Source organism: Rhodopila sp. (assembly GCF_965276935.1).
In the GTDB taxonomy this organism is placed as follows: Bacteria; Pseudomonadota; Alphaproteobacteria; order Acetobacterales; family Acetobacteraceae; genus Rhodopila.
Genome location: NZ_CBDIBS010000004.1, coordinates 390477 through 410392 on the forward strand (window position 1 = coordinate 390477; position 19916 = coordinate 410392).

Genomic DNA, 19916 nt, shown 5'->3' on the forward strand with positions numbered 1-19916 from the left:
CTCCTAGGTAGGTTTCCTTCCGACCACGGGAAGCGTGGCCGGTGACGACGCGGCAGGCGATGACGCGGCAGGTGGCAACGGCGGCACGACGTCGGCATCGTCCGGCGCCGGCCGGGGGCGTAGCACCAGCCGGTCGGGCAGGCGCAGATCGATTGCCAGCAGCGGCCGATCGAGCACCGCATGGTCCTGCTGAAGCTGCAACAACCGATTCATCGCCGCGACCTCGTGCCCTTCCGGCAGCATGACGTCGGTGCCATTGGTCATCCGCAGGTTCCAGCGCCGCTGGCCGACACGGACGCTGGCGACGACCTTGGCCGCCAATGATGGGCGATCAGCCAGAGCGTCCAGAAGTCCGGCCGCCGCGCTAGGGGCACCCTGACCGACAATCAGGGGAAGTTGGCGGAACTCGGCGACGTCCTGATCGGCCACCACCTGGCCGGCGCGATCGACAAGCACGTATTTTCCTTGATTCTGCCAGATCGCGAAGGGCCGGCGTTCCTGCAGGAAGACCAGCACGGTGTTGGGTAGCCGGCGCTCCACCGTCGCATGCTCCACCCAGGACAAGGTCTCGATTCGCGCCCTTGCCTGCTCCAGCGAGAAGCCGAGGATCGGGTCGCCCTTGCGGACACCGACGGCTGCCCGCAACAGCGGTTCCGGCGTGTTGGCGCGGCCTTCGATCACGACGTCCTTCACCCGCAACCCGGTGGCCGCGGTTGCGCTGCCGAGACGGTCGCGCAAGCTGGTCAATGAGTGGCCCGGTGCGGCGGAATGTCCGATGAACACAATCAGCATTCCGGCGATCGCTGCCAAAGCGATCCAGGCCACCGGCCTGACCAGGCCACGCTGCCGGCGCAGCAGAAGGCGCCAGCCCGCCGGCCGATCGTTTACTGAATTGCGTGGAGAACGCCTCACGCTCGGCATGCAGCGTTCTCCACCATCCAGGTGCAAAGCTGCGGAAAGCTCATGCCCAGGTGCGCCGCCTGTTCCGGCAGCAATGATGTCGGAGTGAGGCCCGGTTGCGTGTTGATTTCCAGCAGAACCAGACGGCCAGGATCTTCAATGGTATCATCGTAACGAAAATCGCAGCGCGAGGCACCTCGGCATCCAAGCACGCGATGCGCTGCGACCGCGACGTCCATCGCCCGCGCATAGGTATCGGGATGTACTGCTGCCGGAATGATGTGCCGTGATCCATGGTCGGCGTATTTCGACTCGTAGTCGTAGAAGCTGTTGGCGACGGCAAGGATCTCGGTTACCGCAAGCGCACGATCGCCCATCACGCCCACGGTCAGCTCGCGGCCTGGGATATATTCCTCAACCAGTGCGGAGATGCCAAATCGCCAGGCGCGGGCGATATCGGCACGTCGGTTGTCGCCGCCGCGGATGATCTCGACCCCGACCGAAGAGCCTTCGTTGACCGGCTTGACCACATAAGGCAGCGGCATCGGGTCGGCGGTTTCCAAATCCGCGATCGACACCATCCGGCCACGCGCGACCGGCAGTCCGGCGGCAATGAACAGTGCCTTCGCGGCCGCCTTGTCCATCGCCAACGCCGAGGCGCGCACGCCGGAATGGGTGTAGGGGATGCCCAGCCAGTCCAGCACGCCCTGAATGGCACCATCCTCGCCGAAACGACCATGCAGCGCGTTGAACACGGCGTCGGGCTTCGGCATTAATGCGGCAATCACCGCGCCAAGATCGGCACCGACGTCGATCGGGTCGGTCTCGAAACCTGACTGCCGCAGGGCGGCGATCACCTGCGCCCCGGTGGACAGGCTGACCTCGCGTTCGGCGGAGATGCCGCCGTACAGGACCGCGACACGGGTCATGGCATGATTTCCCGCACGCCATGGGCCACGACGTCCCGCGCGCAATGGGCCACGACCTCCGGCTTGCCCGCCGGGATGCCAACGCGGCGGATTTCCCAGTCGAGTCTGATTCCGGTCGCGGCGAACACGCGACGCCGAACTTCCTCGCCCAGGCCCTCGATATCGGCGGCGGTGGCGTTGCCGGTATTGATCAGGAAGTTGCAGTGTTTTTCGGACACCATCGCGCCACCGCGGGTCAGGCCGCGGCAGCCCGCAGTTTCGATCAATTCCCAGGCCTTCATGCCGTCCGGATTGCGGAACGTGGACCCGCCGGTACGAGACCGGATCGGCTGAGATGCCTCTCGCGCCGCCTTTATGTCGGCCATGCGGGCGCCGATCAGGCCGGATGCACCCGGCATGCCGCGTAGCCGAACCCGCGTGACAACGGCACCGGCGGGCATTGTGGCATGGCGATAGGCCAAGGCCAGACGAGCCGCGGCAAGGCGCCGCTGGTCGCCAGTGCGCGTCACGATCTCGACCCAATCCAGCACGGCCGCCATGTCGCCACCGTAGGCGCCAGCGTTCATCGCCACCGCGCCACCGATCGAGCCGGGAATGCCAGAAAGGAATTCGAGGCCGGTCAATCCGGACGCCGCAGCGTGTTCGGAGACTGTCACGTCCAGTGCCGCCGCGCCGGCGATCATCCCGTCGCCGTCTTGAGCAATGGTGGAAAACCCGCGTGCCAGCCGAATGGTCACGCCGGGCAGCCCGCCATCCCGCACGATCAGGTTGGAGCAGGCGCCGATCACGTGCACTGGCACGTCATGCGGGAGCGCTCCCAGAAAGGCCGCCAGGTCATTGGTATCCGCCGGACGTATCAGCACGTCCGCCGGGCCACCCGCGCGAAACCAGGTGAACGGCGCCAGCGGGGCGTCCGCCTGCGAGCGGCCGCGCAGCTTCGGCAGCGATCCGACAAGACCGGGGATATGTGGCGCAGCCATCATGCCGCACCGCCGGCGGCGCGCCTGGTGCCGCCGGTCTGCAGCGCGGCGAGGTCCGCCGGCAGCGCGGCGGCCCATTGCGTGATCGATCCGGCGCCGAGACAGACAACATAGTCGCCGGATCGGGCGATGGCATGTACCATCTCGGCCAGTCTTCCAGGGTTTGGCAGCGCCACGACACTTCGGTGACCACGGGCACGCAGCCCCTCCACCAGCGCATCGCGCGTGATGCCCGGAACCGGCTGCTCACCGGCGGCATAGACGTCGGCGACAATCACCGTGCCGGCGTCGTTCATGCAGGTGCAGAACTCGGCGAAGAGCGATTGCAGCCGGGAGTACCGATGCGGCTGCACGACGGCCACGACATCGCGCGCACCGGCCTGGCGAGCCGCCTTCAACACGGCGGCGATCTCTACCGGGTGATGACCGTAGTCGTCGATGATGGTGATGCCGGCGGCTTCGCCGATCTTGGTGAAGCGGCGCTTGACGCCCTTGAAGCCAAGAAACGCCGAACGCAGCGTTGCGTCGTCGATTTCCATCTCGATACCGACAGCGATCGCCGCCAGGGCGTTCTGCACGTTGTGAGCGCCCAGCATCGGCAGGCGGAACGGCCCGAGGCGGCGAGAGCGGTTGCGGGCGCGGTCGGTGACGGTGACCTCGAACGTCGAGCCCAGCTTGTCCGGCATCACCCGCTCCGCCCGGACATCGGCCTGGGGCGAAAATCCGTAGGTGATGATGCGATGATCGGACAGGCGGGGGATCATCTGCTGCACCGCCGGGTGGTCGATGCACAGCACGGCGAAGCCATAGAACGGGATGTTGGCGACGAACTGGTCGTAGCCCGCGAGCATTGCCTCCGGTGTGCCCCAATGGTCCAGATGTTCCGGGTCCATGTTGGTGACCACCGCGATCACCGCCGGCAGCCGCAGGAACGATCCATCGCTCTCGTCGGCCTCGACCACCATCCACTCGCCGCTGCCCAGGCGGGTGTTGGTGCCATAGGCATTGATGATGCCGCCGTTGATCACGGTCGGGTCGAGGTGCGCGGCTTCCAGCACGGTGGCGATCAGGCTGGTGGTGGTGGTCTTGCCGTGCGTGCCGCCGACCGCGACGGCCCATTTCAGCCGCATCAATTCCGCCAGCATCTCCGCCCGCCGCACCACCGGGACAAGGCGGGCGCGGGCCGCCGCGACCTCCGGATTGTCGCGCTTGACCGCGGTGGAGACGACGACGACCTGCGCTGACCCGAGGTTGCCGGCGTCGTGACCGATCATCACAGGAATGCCCGCATCCCGCAGGCGTTGGACATTGGTCGATTCGGCAATATCGCTGCCCTGTACCGCGTAGCCGAGGTTGTGCAGCACCTCGGCGATGCCGGACATGCCGATGCCGCCAATGCCGACGAAGTGGATCGTGCCGATCGAAAGCGGCAGTGCCCTCATGAGCGGTCTCCCGGCGCGACGGCGGGCTGCGGGATGCGGGCTTCCACGAGGTCGGCCAGACAGTCCGCCGCATCGGGACGGGCCTGATCCCGGGCGGCGGCGGCGGCGGCGGCGAGGCTGACCGGATCGGACAGCAGGCACATCAGGCGGTCTGCCAGCGCAGTGGGGGTGAAATGCGATTGCGGCATGACCCACGCGCCACCGGCATGCGCCAAAACCCGTGCATTGGCGGACTGATGGTCGTCGATCGCACCGGGCAGCGGCACCAGGATCGCCGGGCGGCCGGCGACCGCCAGTTCGGCGACGGTTGATGCCCCGGCTCGCGCGATCACCAGATGCGCCGCCGCCAGCCGTGCCGCGACATCAGGGAAAAATGCAGAAAGCTCCGCCGTGATGCCTGCCTCCGCATACGCCGCTGCCACCCTCTCCAGATCCTCCGCTCGGCACTGTTGAGTTACCGTGACGTGCGCACGAAACGTCTCGGGCAATGATCTGAGTGCCGCCGGCACGACATCACTGAGAACCCGCGCACCCAGCGAGCCGCCGAGTACCAGAAGCGCAATCCGCTCATTCGGCGCCGTGTAGATGGTCCGTCGCAGCGCGCCGACTACCGGCCGGACCGGATTGCCGGTTTCCACCGCTTGCACCCTGGCCGGCACCCGCTCGGTCGCGGCAAAGCTCAGCGCCAGTACATCGGCGCGGGTGACCAGGAAGCGATTCGCCCGTCCCAGCACCGCGTTCTGTTCGTGCAGGATCACGCTAGGCTTGCTCCGCAGCAGATGAGATGCCAACACCGGCGCGACACAGGGATAGCCGCCGAAGCCGACGACGCAGGCGGCGCCGATACGGCCGAGGACGCCGTGTGCCTGGGCGACGCCGGCGGCAAGGCCGAGCATCGCCTTCGCACCACGCGCTACACCGCGCCCGGCAATCCCGGCACCGCTTAGAACGTATTGCTCCCGGCCCGCGAACACCGCGCTGGTCAGGCCGGCCGAGCGGGCGTCGGTCATCAGCACGATCCGATGCCCACGCGCCGCGAGTGCGGCGGCGAGCGCCTCGGCTGGGAAGAAGTGCCCGCCCGTCCCGCCGGCGGCGATGACGATGGGCTGCACGGCCGGTCCCCTCATGGCGGCTCGTCCCGACTACGACGGCGGGTCAGTGCCAGCAGCATGCCCATCCCCAGGGCGACCGCGATGACCGATGATCCACCGTAGGAGATGAACGGGAGGGTCATGCCCTTGGTCGGGATCAGATGCAGGGTCGAGGCCATGTTGACCAGCGCCTGCAGGCCGAAGCCGGTGACGAGGCCGGTGCAGGACAGGACGATGAACGGGTCCTGCTCACGCAGCAGCCGCAGCAGGCCGCGCATCACGATGAAGGCGAAGACCGACAGGATGATGACGCAGATCAGCATGCCGAATTCCTCACCGGCGACGGCGAAGACGAAGTCGGCGTGGGCGTCGGGCAGCACGTCCTTGACATGGCCCTCGCCTGGGCCGCGGCCGAGCAGGCCGCCATTGCCGAAGGCTTCCAGCGCGGTCGTTACTTGGTAGTTGTCGCCGGTGCCGTCCCAGAAGCGGGTTACCCGGCTGCGCACATGCGGAAATATGGTATAGGCCAGGACAGAGCCGCCGCCGATCATTCCGATCGCCGCGCCCACCAGGATCAGCGGCAGACCATCGATGTAGAGCTGCGCCAGGAATACCGCGGTCACCACCGCCAGCATGCCGATGTCCGGCTGCGACTTCAGCAGCAGCAGGATCAGCACGAACACGCCGAAGGCCAGCAACCGCCCGGGGAAGCGCGGTGATTTCCGGGCACTGCTCAAAAGCCATGCGGCAACGACGGCGAAGCATGGCTTCAGAAACTCACTTGGCTGGATAGTCATGCCGGGCAGCGAAATCCAGCGGCGGGCACCCTTGATCTCGACGCCCATGACCATGGTCGCGGCGGTCAGCGCCAGTGCCACCAGGCAGCCGGCGATGGCCAGGCGCTTGATGTCCCGGGGCGACATCAGAGACACCAAAAGGATGATCACCAGAGCCACCGCGAGGAACACGACCTGCTTCAGGATGAAGGTTTCTCGCGACGTGCCGATGCGCTCCGCGACGGCGGGACTGGCGGCCAGCATCATGATGTAGCCGAAGCCGATCAGCACGCCGATCGCGCCGAGGATCCAGCGGTCGATGCTCCACCACCAGCGGCCCAGCACAGAATCATCCGCGCGCGACAGGGAGGACATCAGGCGTCTCCCGCATGCAGGGCACGGGCGGCGGCGGCGAAGCGGTCGCCACGCTGGTCGTATCCGGTGAACTGATCCCAGCTCGCGCAGGCCGGCGACAGCAGCACGACGGGCGTTCCGGTGGCGCGGGCGGCATTGAAGGCAGCGGGGACGGCGGCATCCAAGCTTCCCACGATGTCGAAGGGGACGTGGTGGCGGGCGAGGGTGGCGGCCAGAACCGGCGCGTCCCGTCCAATCAGCAAGGCGCGGGCAATGCGGGGGAACAGCGGCAGCAGCGGCTCGATCCCGCCTTCCTTGGCCATGCCGCCGGCGATCCAGATCAGCCGATCGTAGCAGACCAGCGCGCATGCCGCGGCCTCGGCATTCGTCGCCTTGCTGTCGTTCACGAACGTGACGCCATCAGAGGTAACGATGCGCTGCTGCCGGTGCGGCAGGCCGGGATAAGTCAGCAGCGCCGCCTCGATAGCCACATTGGATGCGCCCAAAAATTGCGCCATCTCGACCGCCGCCGCCGCGTTTTGCGCGTTATGCGAACCGGGCAGCGCTGGACCAAGGCGGAACGGCCTCCAAACGCCCGACACGTAGACCACCTGGGCTGGGCGGGTTGTCAGCCAGGCGGCCATTTCGCGGGAATTTGGGTCGTCGATGCCGATCACCGCGAGGTCCGTGGCAAGCTGCCGATCGAAGATCGCGCGTTTCGCCATGGCGTACCCGGCCATGTCGCCGTGACGGTCAATGTGGTCCGTGCTGAGATTGAGCATCGCGGCCGCATCAAACCGCAACGTTACGAGTCGCTCCAACATATAGGAGGACATTTCAAGCACGTACACTCCATCATGTGGCAGCAACGGCAAGGACAGCGCGGGCGGACCGAGATTGGCACCGGCGGCGACAGGGATGCCGGCGGTGTTCAGGATGTGCGCCAGCAATGCCGTGGTAGTGGATTTGCCATTGGTTCCGGTGATGCCGGCGAACCTCGCCCGCGAACCGGCGGCTCGCACGGCCTGGAACAGCAATTCCGTGTCGGACAGAATCGGCACGTCCGCCTTGATCGCCCGCGTCGCGATCGGGTGCGGCTCCGGCAACCGGTGCGGGATGCCAGGCGACAGCACCAAGGCATCAAAATCAAATTCCTTATCCGCGGGATCGCGCAGATCCAGCCCCGCGGCATCGGCGCGCGCGGCGGGATTGTCGTCCCAGGCAACGACGTTGGCACCCATGGCGGTCAGGGCCTGGGCAGCGGGTAGCCCGTTCTTGCCGAGACCGACAACGGCGAAGCGTCTGCCACTGAAGATCGAGGACGGAAACGCGCTCATCGGATCTTCAAGGTCGCCAGACCGACCAGCGCGAGGATCATTGAAATGATCCAGAAGCGGATGACGATGGTGGGTTCCGCCCAGCCCTTCTTCTCGAAGTGATGGTGCAGTGGCGCCATCAGGAAGACGCGTCGGCCGGTGCGCTTGTACCAGAACACCTGAATAATGACCGACACCGTCTCAACAACGAAAAGGCCGCCGACAATCATCAGCACGATCTCGTGCTTGGTTGCCATCGCGACAGCACCCAGTGCGCCGCCGATACCCAGGCTGCCGATATCGCCCATGAAGACGGCCGCCGGCGGTGCGTTGTACCAGAGGAACCCCATGCCGGCGCCGACAAGGGCTGCGCAGAAGACGGCCAGCTCGCCGGCACCGACCACCGGGTTGAGCTGCAGGTAGTCGGCGAAGATGCGGTTGCCGACCAGATAAGCGATCAGGGAGAAGACACCGGCGGTGATCATGGTCGGCACGATTGCCAGGCCATCGAGACCATCAGTCAGGTTCACCGCGTTGGACGCCCCCATCATCACCAGCGTGCCGAAGACCGGAAAGAAATAGCCCAACGGAATCGCCACCTCCTTGAAGATGGGGACAGTCAAGGCGGTGCCGAGCGGCCCGCGTGCCAGCGAGGTTATCCAGATGGCGGCGGTGAAGCCCACGGCGGCCTGGACAAACAGCTTCATTCGACCCGGCACACCGTGCGTGTTGCGCCTGGTCACCTTCAGGTAGTCGTCGCAGAACCCCAGCGCACCGTAGCCCAGGGTGACGAACAGCACCGCCCAAACGTAGCCGTTGCGCAAATCCACCCACAGCAAGGTCGAGATGGTCAATGTGCCGAGGATGAGCAGGCCGCCCATCGTGGGTGTCCCTTTCTTCTCGACCAGATGCCGTGCCGGTCCATCCGGCCGGATTGGCTGCCCCTGCCGCTGTACCAATTTCAACCAGCGGATGACGGCGGGGCCGAGGAGAAGGCTGGCGATCAGCGCCGTCAGGCAGGCGGCGCCGGCGCGGAAGGTGATGTAGCGGAACAGGTTGAACAAGATGAACTCGTCGGCGAGCGGCCGGAAAACGATGTAGAGCATCATCCGTCCCCCGCGGCCGCTGCCTCGATTGCCTCGACCACGCACTTCATCCGGCTGCCCAGGCTGCCTTTGACAAGGACCGCGTCACCGTTGGCGATACGGCCGGCCACAACGTCTGCCAGATCGCGCGCATCAGCGGCATGGGCGCCGCGCAGTGCGGGCGGGACCTTGTCGAACAGGGTTCGCATCAGCGGGCCACAGGTGAACAGGCAGTCGACTGAAGCGGCTACCGTCTCCGCCAGATCCGCGTGTTCCGCGGGTCCGTCCGCACCCAGTTCCAGCATGTCGCCCAAAACCGCGATCCGACGTTTGGCCGGCTGCAACCGCAGCACGTCGAGCGCCGCACGCATTGAGGCGCCGTTGCCGTTGTAGCTTTCATCCAGCAGCAGGGCGGATCCCTGGCCGATCGCCAGGATGCGGCGTGCGCCCCGGCCAACGACGGGTTCAAACGATTCCAGGGCGCCGACCGCCTCCGCCGGGTTCAGTCCCAGCGCGGCGATGGCGGCGAGGCTGACGACCGCATTCATTGCCATGTGCTGCCCGGGTGCATTCAGCCGCAGCGACAGGGTGCGGCCGAAGACGGCGACATGGATCAACGACCCGTCAGCGTCGGCTTCGGCATGCAGCAGCCGGACGTCGGCAGCCGGATTGATGCCGAAGGTCATGACCGTGGCCTGGCCGGCGGCGGCGCGCAACCGCGGAAGCTGCCCGGAATCGGCGGGTAGAACGACGATGCCGCCTGGCTCCAGGCCGAGGGCAATGCTGGCTTTTTCATCGGCAATCGCTTCAATGCTGCCAAGATGGCCGACATGGGCCTTGGCGATCGTCGTGATCACCGCGACATGCGGACGAGCCAGCCGGGCCAGCGGCGCGATCTCCCCGGCATGATTCATGCCGATTTCCGCCACGCAGTAAGCAGCATTGCGCGGGATGCGGGCGAGGGTCAGCGGCAGGCCCCAATGATTGTTGTAGGAGGCAACGGCGGCATGGGTGGCAGCGAACGCCGCCAGGGCGATGCGCAGCATTTCCTTTGTCGTGGTCTTGCCCGCGCTGCCGGTGACGGCGACCAGTTTCCCGGGCGGCGTGTCATTGCCGAAGCGAGCACGCGCGAAACCGCCGAGACGCGCAAGGCCGGCAAGTGTGTCATCAACCCGCAGCACCGGGACCCGCAGCACCGGCGCGCCAGGCGGGGGATCGGTATGCACCATGGCACCGGCGGCGCCCTTGGCAAATGCGTCAGCGATGAACGCGTGGCCGTCACGCCCGTCCCCGACCAGAGCGACGAACAGGTCCCCAGGCATCAAGGTCCTGGTGTCGATCGACACGCCGGTGGCGTTGAACGGAACGGATGCCACGCCGCCGGTTGCCTCGATTAGGTCGCGTGATGTCCAAAGTGGCAGTCTCACGCGCTGACCTCCGCCTGGCCCGTAAGGCCGCGGATGACGCCGGCGTCGTCGAACGGCAGCACGGCGCCGCCGACGATCTGCCCCTGCTCATGGCCCTTGCCGGCAACGACCAGGACATCCCCGCTGGCAAGACCGTCGAGCGCCATTTCGATCGCCTGGGCGCGGTCGGCGATCTCCAGCGCCTTGGGGCAGGCGGCGAGGATCGCGGCGCGTATCGCCGCGGGCACTTCGCCGCGGGGGTTGTCATCAGTTACGATACAGACGTCGGCGAAGCGTGCGGCGGCATGGCCCATCAGCGGGCGTTTGCCGCGATCACGGTCGCCGCCGGCGCCGAAGACGACATGCAGGCGCCCGGTCGTGTGAGGGCGCAGCGCTATCAGCAGCCGTTCAAGCGCATCGGGCGTATGCGCGTAATCGACATAGGCCGCCGCACCATTCGGCAGGCGCGCGGCCAGCTCCATACGGCCACGCACGCCTTGCAGCAGGGGCAGGCGGTCGATGGCGTCAGAAAGGCCGAGCGCCTCGGTCAGCGCCGCTGCGATCAGCGCGTTGTCGGCCTGGAAACGGCCTGGCAGGTTCAGGACAACCTGACGTCGACGGCCCTGCGTGAAGACAACCAGATCCTGTCCATCCGGGCGGGGTGCAGCGCTTACAAGCCGAAGCCGATCGCCGCTGTCACCGACAGTGCGCAGATCCAGGCCCCGCCGTATGGCGATCTCCCGCAGGGCGGCGAGGGTAGCAGGGTCCATGTCCGCGTGGGCGATGGCCGGCGCACCGGCCGGCAGCAGCGTTTCGAACAGCCGCAGCTTGGCCTGCCGATAGGCGTCGAATGAAGCGTGATAATCCAGGTGGTCACGCGTCAAGTTAGTGAAAGCCGCGGCCGTCAGCCGAACGCCGTCCAGGCGAAACTGATCCAGTCCATGCGACGAGGCTTCCATGGCGGCGCGATGGACCCCGTGACGCGCCAACCCGGCAAGGACCTCCGCCAGTCTGACGGGGTCCGGCGTGGTCAGGCCAGGGCCTGGTTCGAACCCAGGTGCGATCAGCCCCAGCGTCCCAAGGCTGGCCGCCTGCTCGCCGGCCGAAAGCCAAAGCTGGCGGGTGAATTCCACCGTGCTGGTCTTGCCGTTGGTGCCGGTGACCGCAACCACCGTTCGGGGCTGCGGACCCGCCAATTCCGCGGCGATCCGCGCGAGGGTGCGCCTTGGTTCAACGTCGATTATGATCGGCCGCGGCGGAACGCCGGGCGGCCAAGCCGTGCCGGGTGGCGCGAGGACAGCGACCGCGCCTCGCGCCACGGCGTCAGCGATGAAGGCGCGTCCGTCCGTCCGAGTTCCCGGCAGCGCAGCGAACAGGTTGCCCGGGACGACATGACGGCTGTCGGCAGTCACGCCCGACAGCTTGAGATTTGCGACGGCCTGGCATACCGGAACGTGTGAGGCGCCGAGGCTTTCAGCAAGGTTTCTCATGATCTCAGCGAGCAACAACGGAGGCTACCGTCGACACGGTCATCACCGGCGAGGCCGCGAGGTTTGGCTGCAAGCGCGCGTCCTGCCTGCGATCTGATGACGGCTGGGTGACGGCCGGCGGAAGGACGGTCGGCGGCACGGTCAGCGCGGGGCGGTTCTGGCTGACGGCGGGTTTGCTGGTGGTCAGCGACCGAGCCGCGGTAACCGCCGGCGCAGGTCCACGCGCCGTGACACCACTGGGACGGTTCGGCTGCAACGGAATCGCCAGCGCCTGATTGATCGCCGGCATATCCACGAGATCCGGCAGCATGCCCAGCATCGGCGCGATGCGAGCAATTACCTTGCCGGCGGCCGGTGCGACCACCCAGCCCGCGGTTGAATAGCCGTGGGTGCCCTTGTTGCCGTGCGGCTCGTCCAACATCATGTAGACCGCATACCTAGGTGCGTTCATCGGAAAGACGCTCATGAACGCGGCGACGTTGGAGTGCTTCTTGTAGCCGCCGTGCGCGGTCACCTTCTCGGCGGTGCCGGTCTTGCCGCCGGGGTAGTAGCCCGGCACTTCCGCGGATTTGCCGAAGCCATCCGTGACCACCAACCGCATCAGCCGGCGCATGATGTCGGAGGTGGATGGCCGCATGACGCGGACTGTCTCCGGCTCCTGCCCTGGGTCAAGCGCCAGGATCGTGGGCCGCGGCAGCAGACCGCCGTTGGCGACCGCGGCGGTACCCCGCACCACGTGCAGCGGCGTGACCGAGATACCGTGGCCAAAGCCCACGGTCATGGTAACGAGTTCCTTCCATCTGGCAGCCGGCTGAATGATCGGGCGATTGGCTTCAGGCAACTCGATCCCGATCCGGTCAAACATGCCCATGTTGCGGAGCCAGGCTTGCTGACGCTCCGCGCCAACGGTCAGGGCGATGTGCGCCGCACCGAGATTGGAGGAATATGCCAGAACCTCCGGCAGGTACAGCCAGCGGTGCTTGCCCTCGAAGTCCGAGATCGTGAAGCGGCCGACCGATATGTTGCGGGACGCATCAAACTGGTCCCAGATGTGGACGAGGCCGCTGTCGAGGGCCATCGACGCGGTTTGCAGCTTGAACGTGCTACCCGGCTCGTAGCGGCCTTCAACGGCGCGGTTGAACCGGTCGTCCCCTGGCGCGGTGCGAACCAGGTTCGCGTCATAATCCGGCAGGCTGACCATCGCCAGCACCTCACCGGTGTGCACATCCATGACGATGCCGCAACCGCCGATCGCCTCGAAGGTCCGCATCGCGTTCATCAGTTCCTCGCGCACCGCGGCCTGCACGTGCAGATCGATCGAAAGGCGCAGTGGCTCGGGATCGGTGCGCAGACGTTCGTCGAAATATTTCTCGACGCCCGCGAAGCCTGATTCGTCTACGTCAACACCGCCAAGAACCTGTGCGGCGGTGCGGCCAAGCGGATATTCCCGGTGCTGCGTCGGGCGGAAATCGACGCCAGGGATGCCAAGGTCATTAACCGCCTTCTCCTCCCGCGGGGTGATCTCACGCGCCAGATAGATGAACTTCTTGTCGCGCTTCAAACGATCAACCGTTTCGGCCACGTCAAGTCGTGGCAGCACATGCGCCAGCTTCCGTGCGGCATCATCGGGATCGGCGATCTGGCGGGGATCGGCAAACAGCGAGACAGTACTGATCGAGATCGCCATCGGCTGGCCATTTCGGTCGGTGATCATGGCGCGTTGGCCAGGCAAGGTGGCTTCAATGGGGGCAGGCGGAGCGTTGGCGACGATCTCGGTCACCTCGTGCGCCATCCTGTGCGGTAGCACCGGCATGATGATTGTCGCCAAGGCAAGCTTTGCCAGGACAGCCGAAAACAGCACGGTGAAGCAGCCGGCCGCGATCACCAGACGGCAGCGGGTCTTCTCCAATGCAATCTGCCTGGCAAGATCCGGGGCCGTGATCCGGACATTCTCCATCCGCGGCACCGCATCCGACTGCGCCGCGCCGACGCGTGGCATTGGACGACCGGATCGGCCCTTCAGGAGCGGCAAGTGGCGCGGTGGCACCTGGTCAGGCGGGTTGCTCATGAAGATCGATTCAGTTCGCGTTATACCATTGCGTGGCATTCACGGGTGTTGGACGCGGCACTGGCAGAGAACCCGATGCACGCGCCGCACCAAGCAATGAGCCGGTGAATGGGATGGGAGCGGGTCTCGGAAGCGGGGCGATGGCGGAGACGGGCCGTGGCGCGGCGGCGAGGACTGTCGGGCGAGGCAGCAGGGAAGCCGTCGGCGGGTGGCTCTCGGCGGTCCGGAGTTCAGTCACATGCGTCTCGGCGGGATGCACGGCATGCTGGTCGGCATGTGGATCGTTCGCACGCGGTCCGGGCAAACGTTGCTCTGCCATATGCTGTTCCTGAGGCCGGAGATCCGTATTCGCGACCATCCTGGAATACGGAACGGCATCCGCGACGACCGGCCTGGAAGTCGCGATTCTTCGCTCCGCCGGGCGGGCGGCTGCAAGAATGGCTGGGGCAGCGGGTGGGGTGGCTGGCCGTCGCGAAACCGGAGCGGCGTCCTCAACGACGGCGGCAGGAGCGGATTGCATTGCAACGGTCGGCACAACAACGGACCCGGCGGCAACCGGGGCCGGCGCGTCCTCGTCGTTGCCTTGCGACGGCGAAGCATCAGGCAGCCGCACCGGAGGCAGACGACTGTCAAGGTCTCCCAGGCTGGTGAACTGCGTGGGGGTTATCGCTTTCAGGCCAAGATAGGTATCGGAGAACCGGCGCAACTTCTCGGGATCGTTCATCATTGTCCATTCCGTCGCCAGCAGACGGCTCTGCTCCCTGAGGGCAGCGGTATCCCGAACGGTTTTCTCGATCGTCCGATCGAGCACCTGCGCCTCGTGCTTCGACTGGTAGAGATACAGGCCGGAGCCACAGGCCATGAGAAAGGTGGCGATCGTCAACGGTTTGATCATGGCGTACTGCCTTGTTGGGCGGAGACGGCGATGCGCTCCAAGGCGCGCAGCCGGGCACTGCGGGAGCGAGGATTGGCCTGTGCTTCCTGGCTTGTCGGGCGCAGGGCTCGCGCGGTCAGCAGCCGGAAATCGGGGCGCTGGCGGGCCATCAGCCCACGCGGATCATGACGCGACGGGGCGGCGGAGCGTCCGGACAGTTCGGTCATGAAACGCTTTACGATACGATCTTCCAGACTGTGGAAAGCGACAACGACAAGCCGTCCGCCAGCGGACAGCAGTTGAACCGCCTGCCGCAATGCCCGCTCGATCTGCCGCAACTCGTCATTGACCTTGATGCGCAACGCCTGAAAGCTTCGTGTGGCGGGATCAATGCCGGAGCGGTCTGGCGGCAGAACCGAGCGGATGATCGCGGCGAGTTTGCCGGTGGTCGCAATCGGCGCCTCCAGACGGGCCGTTACGATGGCATGGGCGATCCGACGGGAGGCACGCTCCTCGCCAAATTCATACAGGACATCCGCCAAGGCGTTTTCGGGCAAGGTGTTGACCAGATCGGCGGCGCTTGTCCCATGCCTTGCCATGCGCATATCGAGCGGGCCATCCAACCGGAAGGAGAATCCGCGCTCCGGGGCGTCGATCTGGAACGATGAGACGCCAAGGTCGAGAACAACGCCGTCGAGCGCGTTTATACCGGCGGTGTCGAGCAGCGCCACCATGTCGCCGAACGCCCCATGCAGCAGATGCAGGCGGCCGGGGAAGCGGGCGACCAGGCTGGCGCCGCGCTGGATCGCCTCCGGATCGCGGTCGATTGCCCAGAGTGTGCAGCGCGCCGAGTCGAGGACCGCATTGGCGTAGCCGCCGCCGCCAAAGGTCGCATCCAGATAGGTGCCGCCATCACGTGGTGCGAGGCTCGCCACGACCTGATCAAGCATGACGGGAACATGGCCGCTCATGCCGCGCCCGATGGCGGGCTGCTGCGCAGCGTCAGTTGGCCGGCCCGCACATTCGCACGGGCCTCGGCCTGGCGACGCGCGCCGGCGGCCGGCTCCCAAATCTGAAAGGTCTTGTTGGTGCCAATGAAAGTCACGTTTTCCGTCAGCCCGGCATGCGCCACGAGCTCGGCCGGCAGCACGATCCGCCCTTCCCTGTCGGTTTCCACCGGACAAGCATCGCCGAACAGCGCCATGACGAAATCTTCGTGTTCCTGACTGAACTGGTTGAAGCCGTCCAGCGGGGCGCTCAACGCGTCAAAGCCCTTCTGCGTCCAGCCCTCGATGCATGGATACTGGTGTGACGGACGCAGCACCAGCGAGGCCACGGCGGAGTCCTCACCGGCATGACTCATCTGTTTGAGAACAGAACGAAAGGATGCTGGGATCGATACGCGTCCCTTGGCGTCCAGCTTGTTCTGGTGAGTGCCGAGGAACAGGGCCATCCGGACCTGCCTGCCTTTCCTGTGTCGCGTTGCATCGGTGAATGAGAGAGGCGCAGCCGCTTGGACAACAGGATTCGCCAGGGCATGAGTTCAGTCGGATCCTGCTGGGCCCGACGGTGGACGACAGGTCCGCCGTGGGGAATTTTGGGATAACATGGGAAAAGATGGGGAGCAAGTACTTTCACCGAAACGCCTGCTCGGCCGAGGAAGAATTTGCTGGTTTCCTCAATAACTTAACGGCCCACTTCCGATTCACACCAAGCGCAATGTGGTAAGGGACGTTTTAAATTAAAAATTATTCTATTCTCGTTCCTGTGGACAACCTTGTGGACGGTTTTGGGATGACTGAATTTGCAACGGTCGCATGGCCGCGGCATGTCTGAAATCGGATGCACGGCATCTGGCATCGGTTTGCCGCGTGCGTCTGGTCACTTGTAGAGTGAGTGCAGTCGTGGATCTTCAACCCCAGAGGATGTGACGATGCACGAGAGCATCGGCGATGGCGTTAACAAGCCGTATCAGTTCGCGTTCGGCTCGAAGGTTGACCCGGCTGGAACAACCGCCATGGTGTCCTAACGACGGCCGCAGCTAGCGTGCTCCGCGCCAAAAGGCTCAGGTGGGCTTCACGCGCCCACGGGGCGAAGAGCGTACCAGGAAAATGCCAGACAGCCTATAAGCCGGGTTCTGTCCACCCCTTGCGAGGCTGGACGGCCATTCCTCTTGAGCGCAACTCGCGCTGCGCCTCTCGCGACCAACCCGGGTAGCGGGACGGGAGCGTCCCTGCGATTCGGCATGGTGCAAGATCCCAGGCCATCGCCGCCACCCCTATTCGGTCTTGCTCCCGGTGGGGTTTACCGTGCCGCGTCTGTTACCAGCCGCGCGGTGCGCTCTTACCGCACCGTTTCGCCCTTGCCCGCGGGAACTGGCCGGCTTGCGCCGGCTGCTCTTGCGCGGGCGGTTTGTTTTCTGTGGCACTGTCCCTAAGGTTGCCCTCGCCGGCGGTTAGCCGGCACCGTGTTCCCGTGGAGCCCGGACTTTCCTCTGTCGACGGATTGCTCCGCCGACAGCGGCCGTCCGGCTGTCTGGCAGGTCGGGTGTGCCCTTGCGGCTAGTCCTGGTCAAGCGTTGCCTTCACGGTTACCGACGCGTAATGATGCCACCACCCAGGACGCGGTCACCCGCGTAGAGCGCGCAGACCTGGCCTGGAGCGGGCAGCGCCGGCTCATCCAGGCGCACGACCACACTTTCGGATTCAGGATGAACGACCGCCTGCCGCGGAACATCCCGGGCGCGCAGTTTGACCTGACAGCGCAGAGCGGCGGTGGGCCGGTCGATCAACCAGTTCATGTCTCGCAGCGGCACATTTCGCGTGCCCTCCGCGCGCGGGCCCACCACGATGCGTCGTCGGCCAGGTTCGGTGGCAAGGACAACCTGACGCCGACCAGCAACGACCGCAGCCTTGCCAAGACGCTTGGCCTGTCCAACGGTGTAACGGCCAATCCCGTCGTGACGACCAACATATTGTCCATCAGTTGTGACAATGTCACCCGGTTCAAACGCATCGGGCCGAAGCTTCGCGACCACGTCCATGTAGCTGCCGGAAGGGACGAAGCAGATGTCCTGACTATCCGGCTTTTCCGCGACCGCGAGGCCGAGTCGCTGGGCGATGTCGCGGACCGCCCGCTTGTCCGCCATGCCGCCAAGCGGAAACAGGCACATGGCGAGTTGCTGACGGGTTGTCGCAGAGAGAAACCAGCTCTGATCGCGCGTCTCATCGGCAGCGCGATGTAATTCCGCGCCGTCTGGGCCGTCGACCCGGCGGACATAGTGACCAGTGGCGAGACTTTCCGCCCCTAATCCCGCCGCCAGTGTGGACAAATCCGCGAACTTCACAGTCTGGTTGCAGGTTATACACGGCACTGGGGTTTCGCCGCGCGCATAGCTATCGGCGAACGGTGCGATGACGGCGCGGGCAAAACGCGCCTCGGCGTCAATGACGTAATGACAGATCCCGAGTCGATCCGCGACGCGGCGGGCATCGTGAATGTCCTGGCCGGCACAGCAGGCACCGTTGCGGGCGGTGAGGGCGCCATGATCGTAGAGCTGAAGCGTAACGCCAATGACCTCATGCCCGGCTTCGTGCAGCAGGCCAGCGACGACGCTGCTGTCCACGCCTCCGGACATTGCCACGACGATACGCATGTTCAGCCCATCGCGTTGCGTGTCGCGGCTGGCAGCTTGACCACCAGCCCGTCCAGCGCATCCGTCATCACGATCTGACAGCCTAGGCGAGACGTCTGGGTCAGGCCAAAGGCCAGGTCGAGCATGTCTTCCTCGTCCTCGGTTGGTTCGGCGAGTTTCTTGCACCAGGCAGCATCGACGACGACATGGCAGGTCGAGCAGGCCAATGAGCCTTCGCAAGCGCCTTCGATGTCGACACCGTGCTTGTGGGCGATCTCCAGCACCGAATAGCCTACCGGCGCATCAACCTCACGATGGGTTCCGTCGCGCTCGATAAACGTCATCTTCGGCATGCGGGTCAGGCCTCGGCCAGGTTTTGCGGATTGGACTGGGCCGCCATTCCGGCAGCATGGGCCGCGGGCAGCGCGGCGGCGGCATAATCTATATCGGCGGCGGAGGTAAAGCGTCCGATCCCAATGCGCAAGGTACGCGACGCAGCGTCGTCGGAAAGTCCCAAGGCGCGCAGGACGTACGACGGTTCAATCGCGGCAGACGAGCAGGCGGACCCGGTTGAGACACAAAGATCAGGCAGGGCGTGCAACAGGTCGGCGGCGGCAATGACGGGAAACGTCAGGTTGAGGTTGCCGACAATGCGCGCCTGCATCGTGCCGTTGACCTGCAGGCCCGGAATCGCATTTAGCAGCCGGTTCAGCAGACGAAGACGCAGGCAACCAATGCGTTCGGCTTCATCCGCCATCTCGATGCCGGCCAAACGGCATGCCTCACCCAAACCGACGATCAACGGCGCGGGCAATGTGCCGGACCGCAACCCCCTCTCCTGCCCGCCGCCGGAGAACAGCGGTTCCAGACGCACACGGGGACGGCGGCGGACGAACAAAGAGCCAACGCCCTTGGGGCCGTACAACTTATGCCCGCTGATCGAGGCGAGATCGACCTGCCAGCCAGCCAGATCCACTGGCACCTTGCCGACGGCCTGCGCCAGGTCGGTATGAAACAAGGCGCCGGCCTGCTTGGCGGTCGCCGCCAGACCAGGGATGTCCTGAATCACGCCGGTCTCGTTGTTCACCGCCATGACGCTGACCAGCAAGGTCGGCGTTTCGAGCGCGTGCTGGAGTGCCGCGGCGTCGAGCAAACCATCCGAACGGACTGGCAGAAAGACTGGCTCGAAACCCTCGGCTTGCAGGTCGGCCACCGCCTCCAAGACGCATTTATGTTCAGTCGCGACGGTGACAACACGGCGGCGTTGGTTTCCCATCCGCAGAGCGAAGCGCGCCGCGCCCTTGATGGCGATATTGTTGGACTCGGTGGCTCCGGAGGTAAAGATAATCTCCCGCAGGTCGGCACCGATCAGCGCGGCGACCTGACGTCGCGCGCACTCCACCGCATCTTCCGTTCGGCGGCCCATGACGTGTTCGGCGCTGTGCGGATTGCCGTAATTCTCGGTGAAGAACGGCAGCATCGTTTGCAGGACCCGTGGATCGCAACGGGTGGTGGCCTGGTTGTCCAGGTAAATTGGCTGGTTGGGGCGGGGCGGCAGTTCGATCATGCTC

At 65.6% G+C, this 19916-nt stretch carries 17 protein-coding genes and 1 other RNA gene; all 18 read right to left on the reverse strand.

Annotated elements, in window-relative coordinates:
* Window positions 1-3: 3 nt before the first annotated feature.
* Complete coding sequence (locus ACQY4S_RS18170; RefSeq protein ID WP_428486635.1) at window positions 4-921, reverse strand: cell division protein FtsQ/DivIB; 918 nt, start codon at window positions 919-921, stop codon at window positions 4-6.
* Entirely contained in the window at window positions 909-1829 is a 921-nt protein-coding gene (locus tag ACQY4S_RS18175) for a D-alanine--D-alanine ligase (RefSeq protein ID WP_428486636.1), read from the reverse strand. Before ACQY4S_RS18175 ends, ACQY4S_RS18170 begins: the two co-directional genes overlap by 13 nt.
* On the reverse strand, window positions 1826-2812 hold the full coding sequence (gene murB / locus ACQY4S_RS18180; protein ID WP_428486637.1) for a UDP-N-acetylmuramate dehydrogenase: 987 nt from the start codon (window positions 2810-2812) through the stop codon (window positions 1826-1828). Before murB ends, ACQY4S_RS18175 begins: the two co-directional genes overlap by 4 nt.
* A complete protein-coding gene (gene murC, locus ACQY4S_RS18185; RefSeq protein ID WP_428486638.1) occupies window positions 2809-4251 on the reverse strand; it encodes a UDP-N-acetylmuramate--L-alanine ligase in 1443 nt (480 codons plus the stop codon). Before murC ends, murB begins: the two co-directional genes overlap by 4 nt.
* A complete protein-coding gene (gene murG, locus ACQY4S_RS18190) occupies window positions 4248-5378 on the reverse strand; it encodes an undecaprenyldiphospho-muramoylpentapeptide beta-N-acetylglucosaminyltransferase (RefSeq protein WP_428486639.1) in 1131 nt (376 codons plus the stop codon). The genes murC and murG overlap by 4 nt, the downstream gene beginning before the upstream one ends.
* Window positions 5375-6493: an FtsW/RodA/SpoVE family cell cycle protein gene (locus ACQY4S_RS18195; protein WP_428486640.1), complete on the reverse strand. Its 1119-nt coding sequence runs from the start codon at window positions 6491-6493 to the stop codon at window positions 5375-5377. Before ACQY4S_RS18195 ends, murG begins: the two co-directional genes overlap by 4 nt.
* The gene (gene murD, locus ACQY4S_RS18200) at window positions 6493-7809 is read right to left on the reverse strand and encodes a UDP-N-acetylmuramoyl-L-alanine--D-glutamate ligase (RefSeq protein ID WP_428486641.1); all 1317 of its coding nucleotides are present in this window, start codon (window positions 7807-7809) and stop codon (window positions 6493-6495) included. The genes ACQY4S_RS18195 and murD overlap by 1 nt, the downstream gene beginning before the upstream one ends.
* Window positions 7806-8894: a phospho-N-acetylmuramoyl-pentapeptide-transferase gene (gene mraY / locus ACQY4S_RS18205; RefSeq protein WP_428488450.1), complete on the reverse strand. Its 1089-nt coding sequence runs from the start codon at window positions 8892-8894 to the stop codon at window positions 7806-7808. The genes murD and mraY overlap by 4 nt, the downstream gene beginning before the upstream one ends.
* Entirely contained in the window at window positions 8894-10300 is a 1407-nt protein-coding gene (locus tag ACQY4S_RS18210) for a UDP-N-acetylmuramoyl-tripeptide--D-alanyl-D-alanine ligase (protein ID WP_428486642.1), read from the reverse strand. The genes mraY and ACQY4S_RS18210 overlap by 1 nt, the downstream gene beginning before the upstream one ends.
* Entirely contained in the window at window positions 10297-11769 is a 1473-nt protein-coding gene (locus tag ACQY4S_RS18215) for a UDP-N-acetylmuramoyl-L-alanyl-D-glutamate--2,6-diaminopimelate ligase (protein WP_428486643.1), read from the reverse strand. The genes ACQY4S_RS18210 and ACQY4S_RS18215 overlap by 4 nt, the downstream gene beginning before the upstream one ends.
* A 4-nt stretch (window positions 11770-11773) precedes the next feature.
* Window positions 11774-13837 carry a penicillin-binding transpeptidase domain-containing protein gene (locus ACQY4S_RS18220; protein WP_428486644.1) on the reverse strand — a complete coding sequence of 688 codons (2064 nt, stop codon included), beginning with the start codon at window positions 13835-13837 and terminating at the stop codon, window positions 11774-11776.
* Between the two features lie 10 nt (window positions 13838-13847).
* A complete protein-coding gene (ftsL, locus tag ACQY4S_RS18225) occupies window positions 13848-14732 on the reverse strand; it encodes a cell division protein FtsL (protein ID WP_428486645.1) in 885 nt (294 codons plus the stop codon).
* Window positions 14729-15682, reverse strand: a complete 954-nt coding sequence (gene rsmH, locus ACQY4S_RS18230) for a 16S rRNA (cytosine(1402)-N(4))-methyltransferase RsmH (protein WP_428486646.1) — start codon at window positions 15680-15682, stop codon at window positions 14729-14731. The genes ftsL and rsmH overlap by 4 nt, the downstream gene beginning before the upstream one ends.
* Window positions 15679-16164 (reverse strand): division/cell wall cluster transcriptional repressor MraZ, encoded by a 486-nt coding sequence (gene mraZ / locus ACQY4S_RS18235; RefSeq protein ID WP_428486647.1) that lies wholly within the window; start codon window positions 16162-16164, stop codon window positions 15679-15681. The genes rsmH and mraZ overlap by 4 nt, the downstream gene beginning before the upstream one ends.
* A 657-nt stretch (window positions 16165-16821) precedes the next feature.
* An RNA gene (gene rnpB / locus ACQY4S_RS18240) (RNase P RNA component class A) lies at window positions 16822-17250 on the reverse strand.
* Window positions 17251-17301: 51 nt separating this feature from the next.
* Window positions 17302-18366 carry a tRNA 2-thiouridine(34) synthase MnmA gene (mnmA, locus tag ACQY4S_RS18245; RefSeq protein WP_428486648.1) on the reverse strand — a complete coding sequence of 355 codons (1065 nt, stop codon included), beginning with the start codon at window positions 18364-18366 and terminating at the stop codon, window positions 17302-17304.
* Between the two features lie 2 nt (window positions 18367-18368).
* Window positions 18369-18698, reverse strand: a complete 330-nt coding sequence (locus ACQY4S_RS18250) for a ferredoxin family 2Fe-2S iron-sulfur cluster binding protein (protein ID WP_428486649.1) — start codon at window positions 18696-18698, stop codon at window positions 18369-18371.
* A 5-nt stretch (window positions 18699-18703) separates the two neighbouring features.
* Entirely contained in the window at window positions 18704-19912 is a 1209-nt protein-coding gene (locus tag ACQY4S_RS18255; protein ID WP_428488451.1) for a cysteine desulfurase family protein, read from the reverse strand.
* Window positions 19913-19916: the final 4 nt, after the last annotated feature.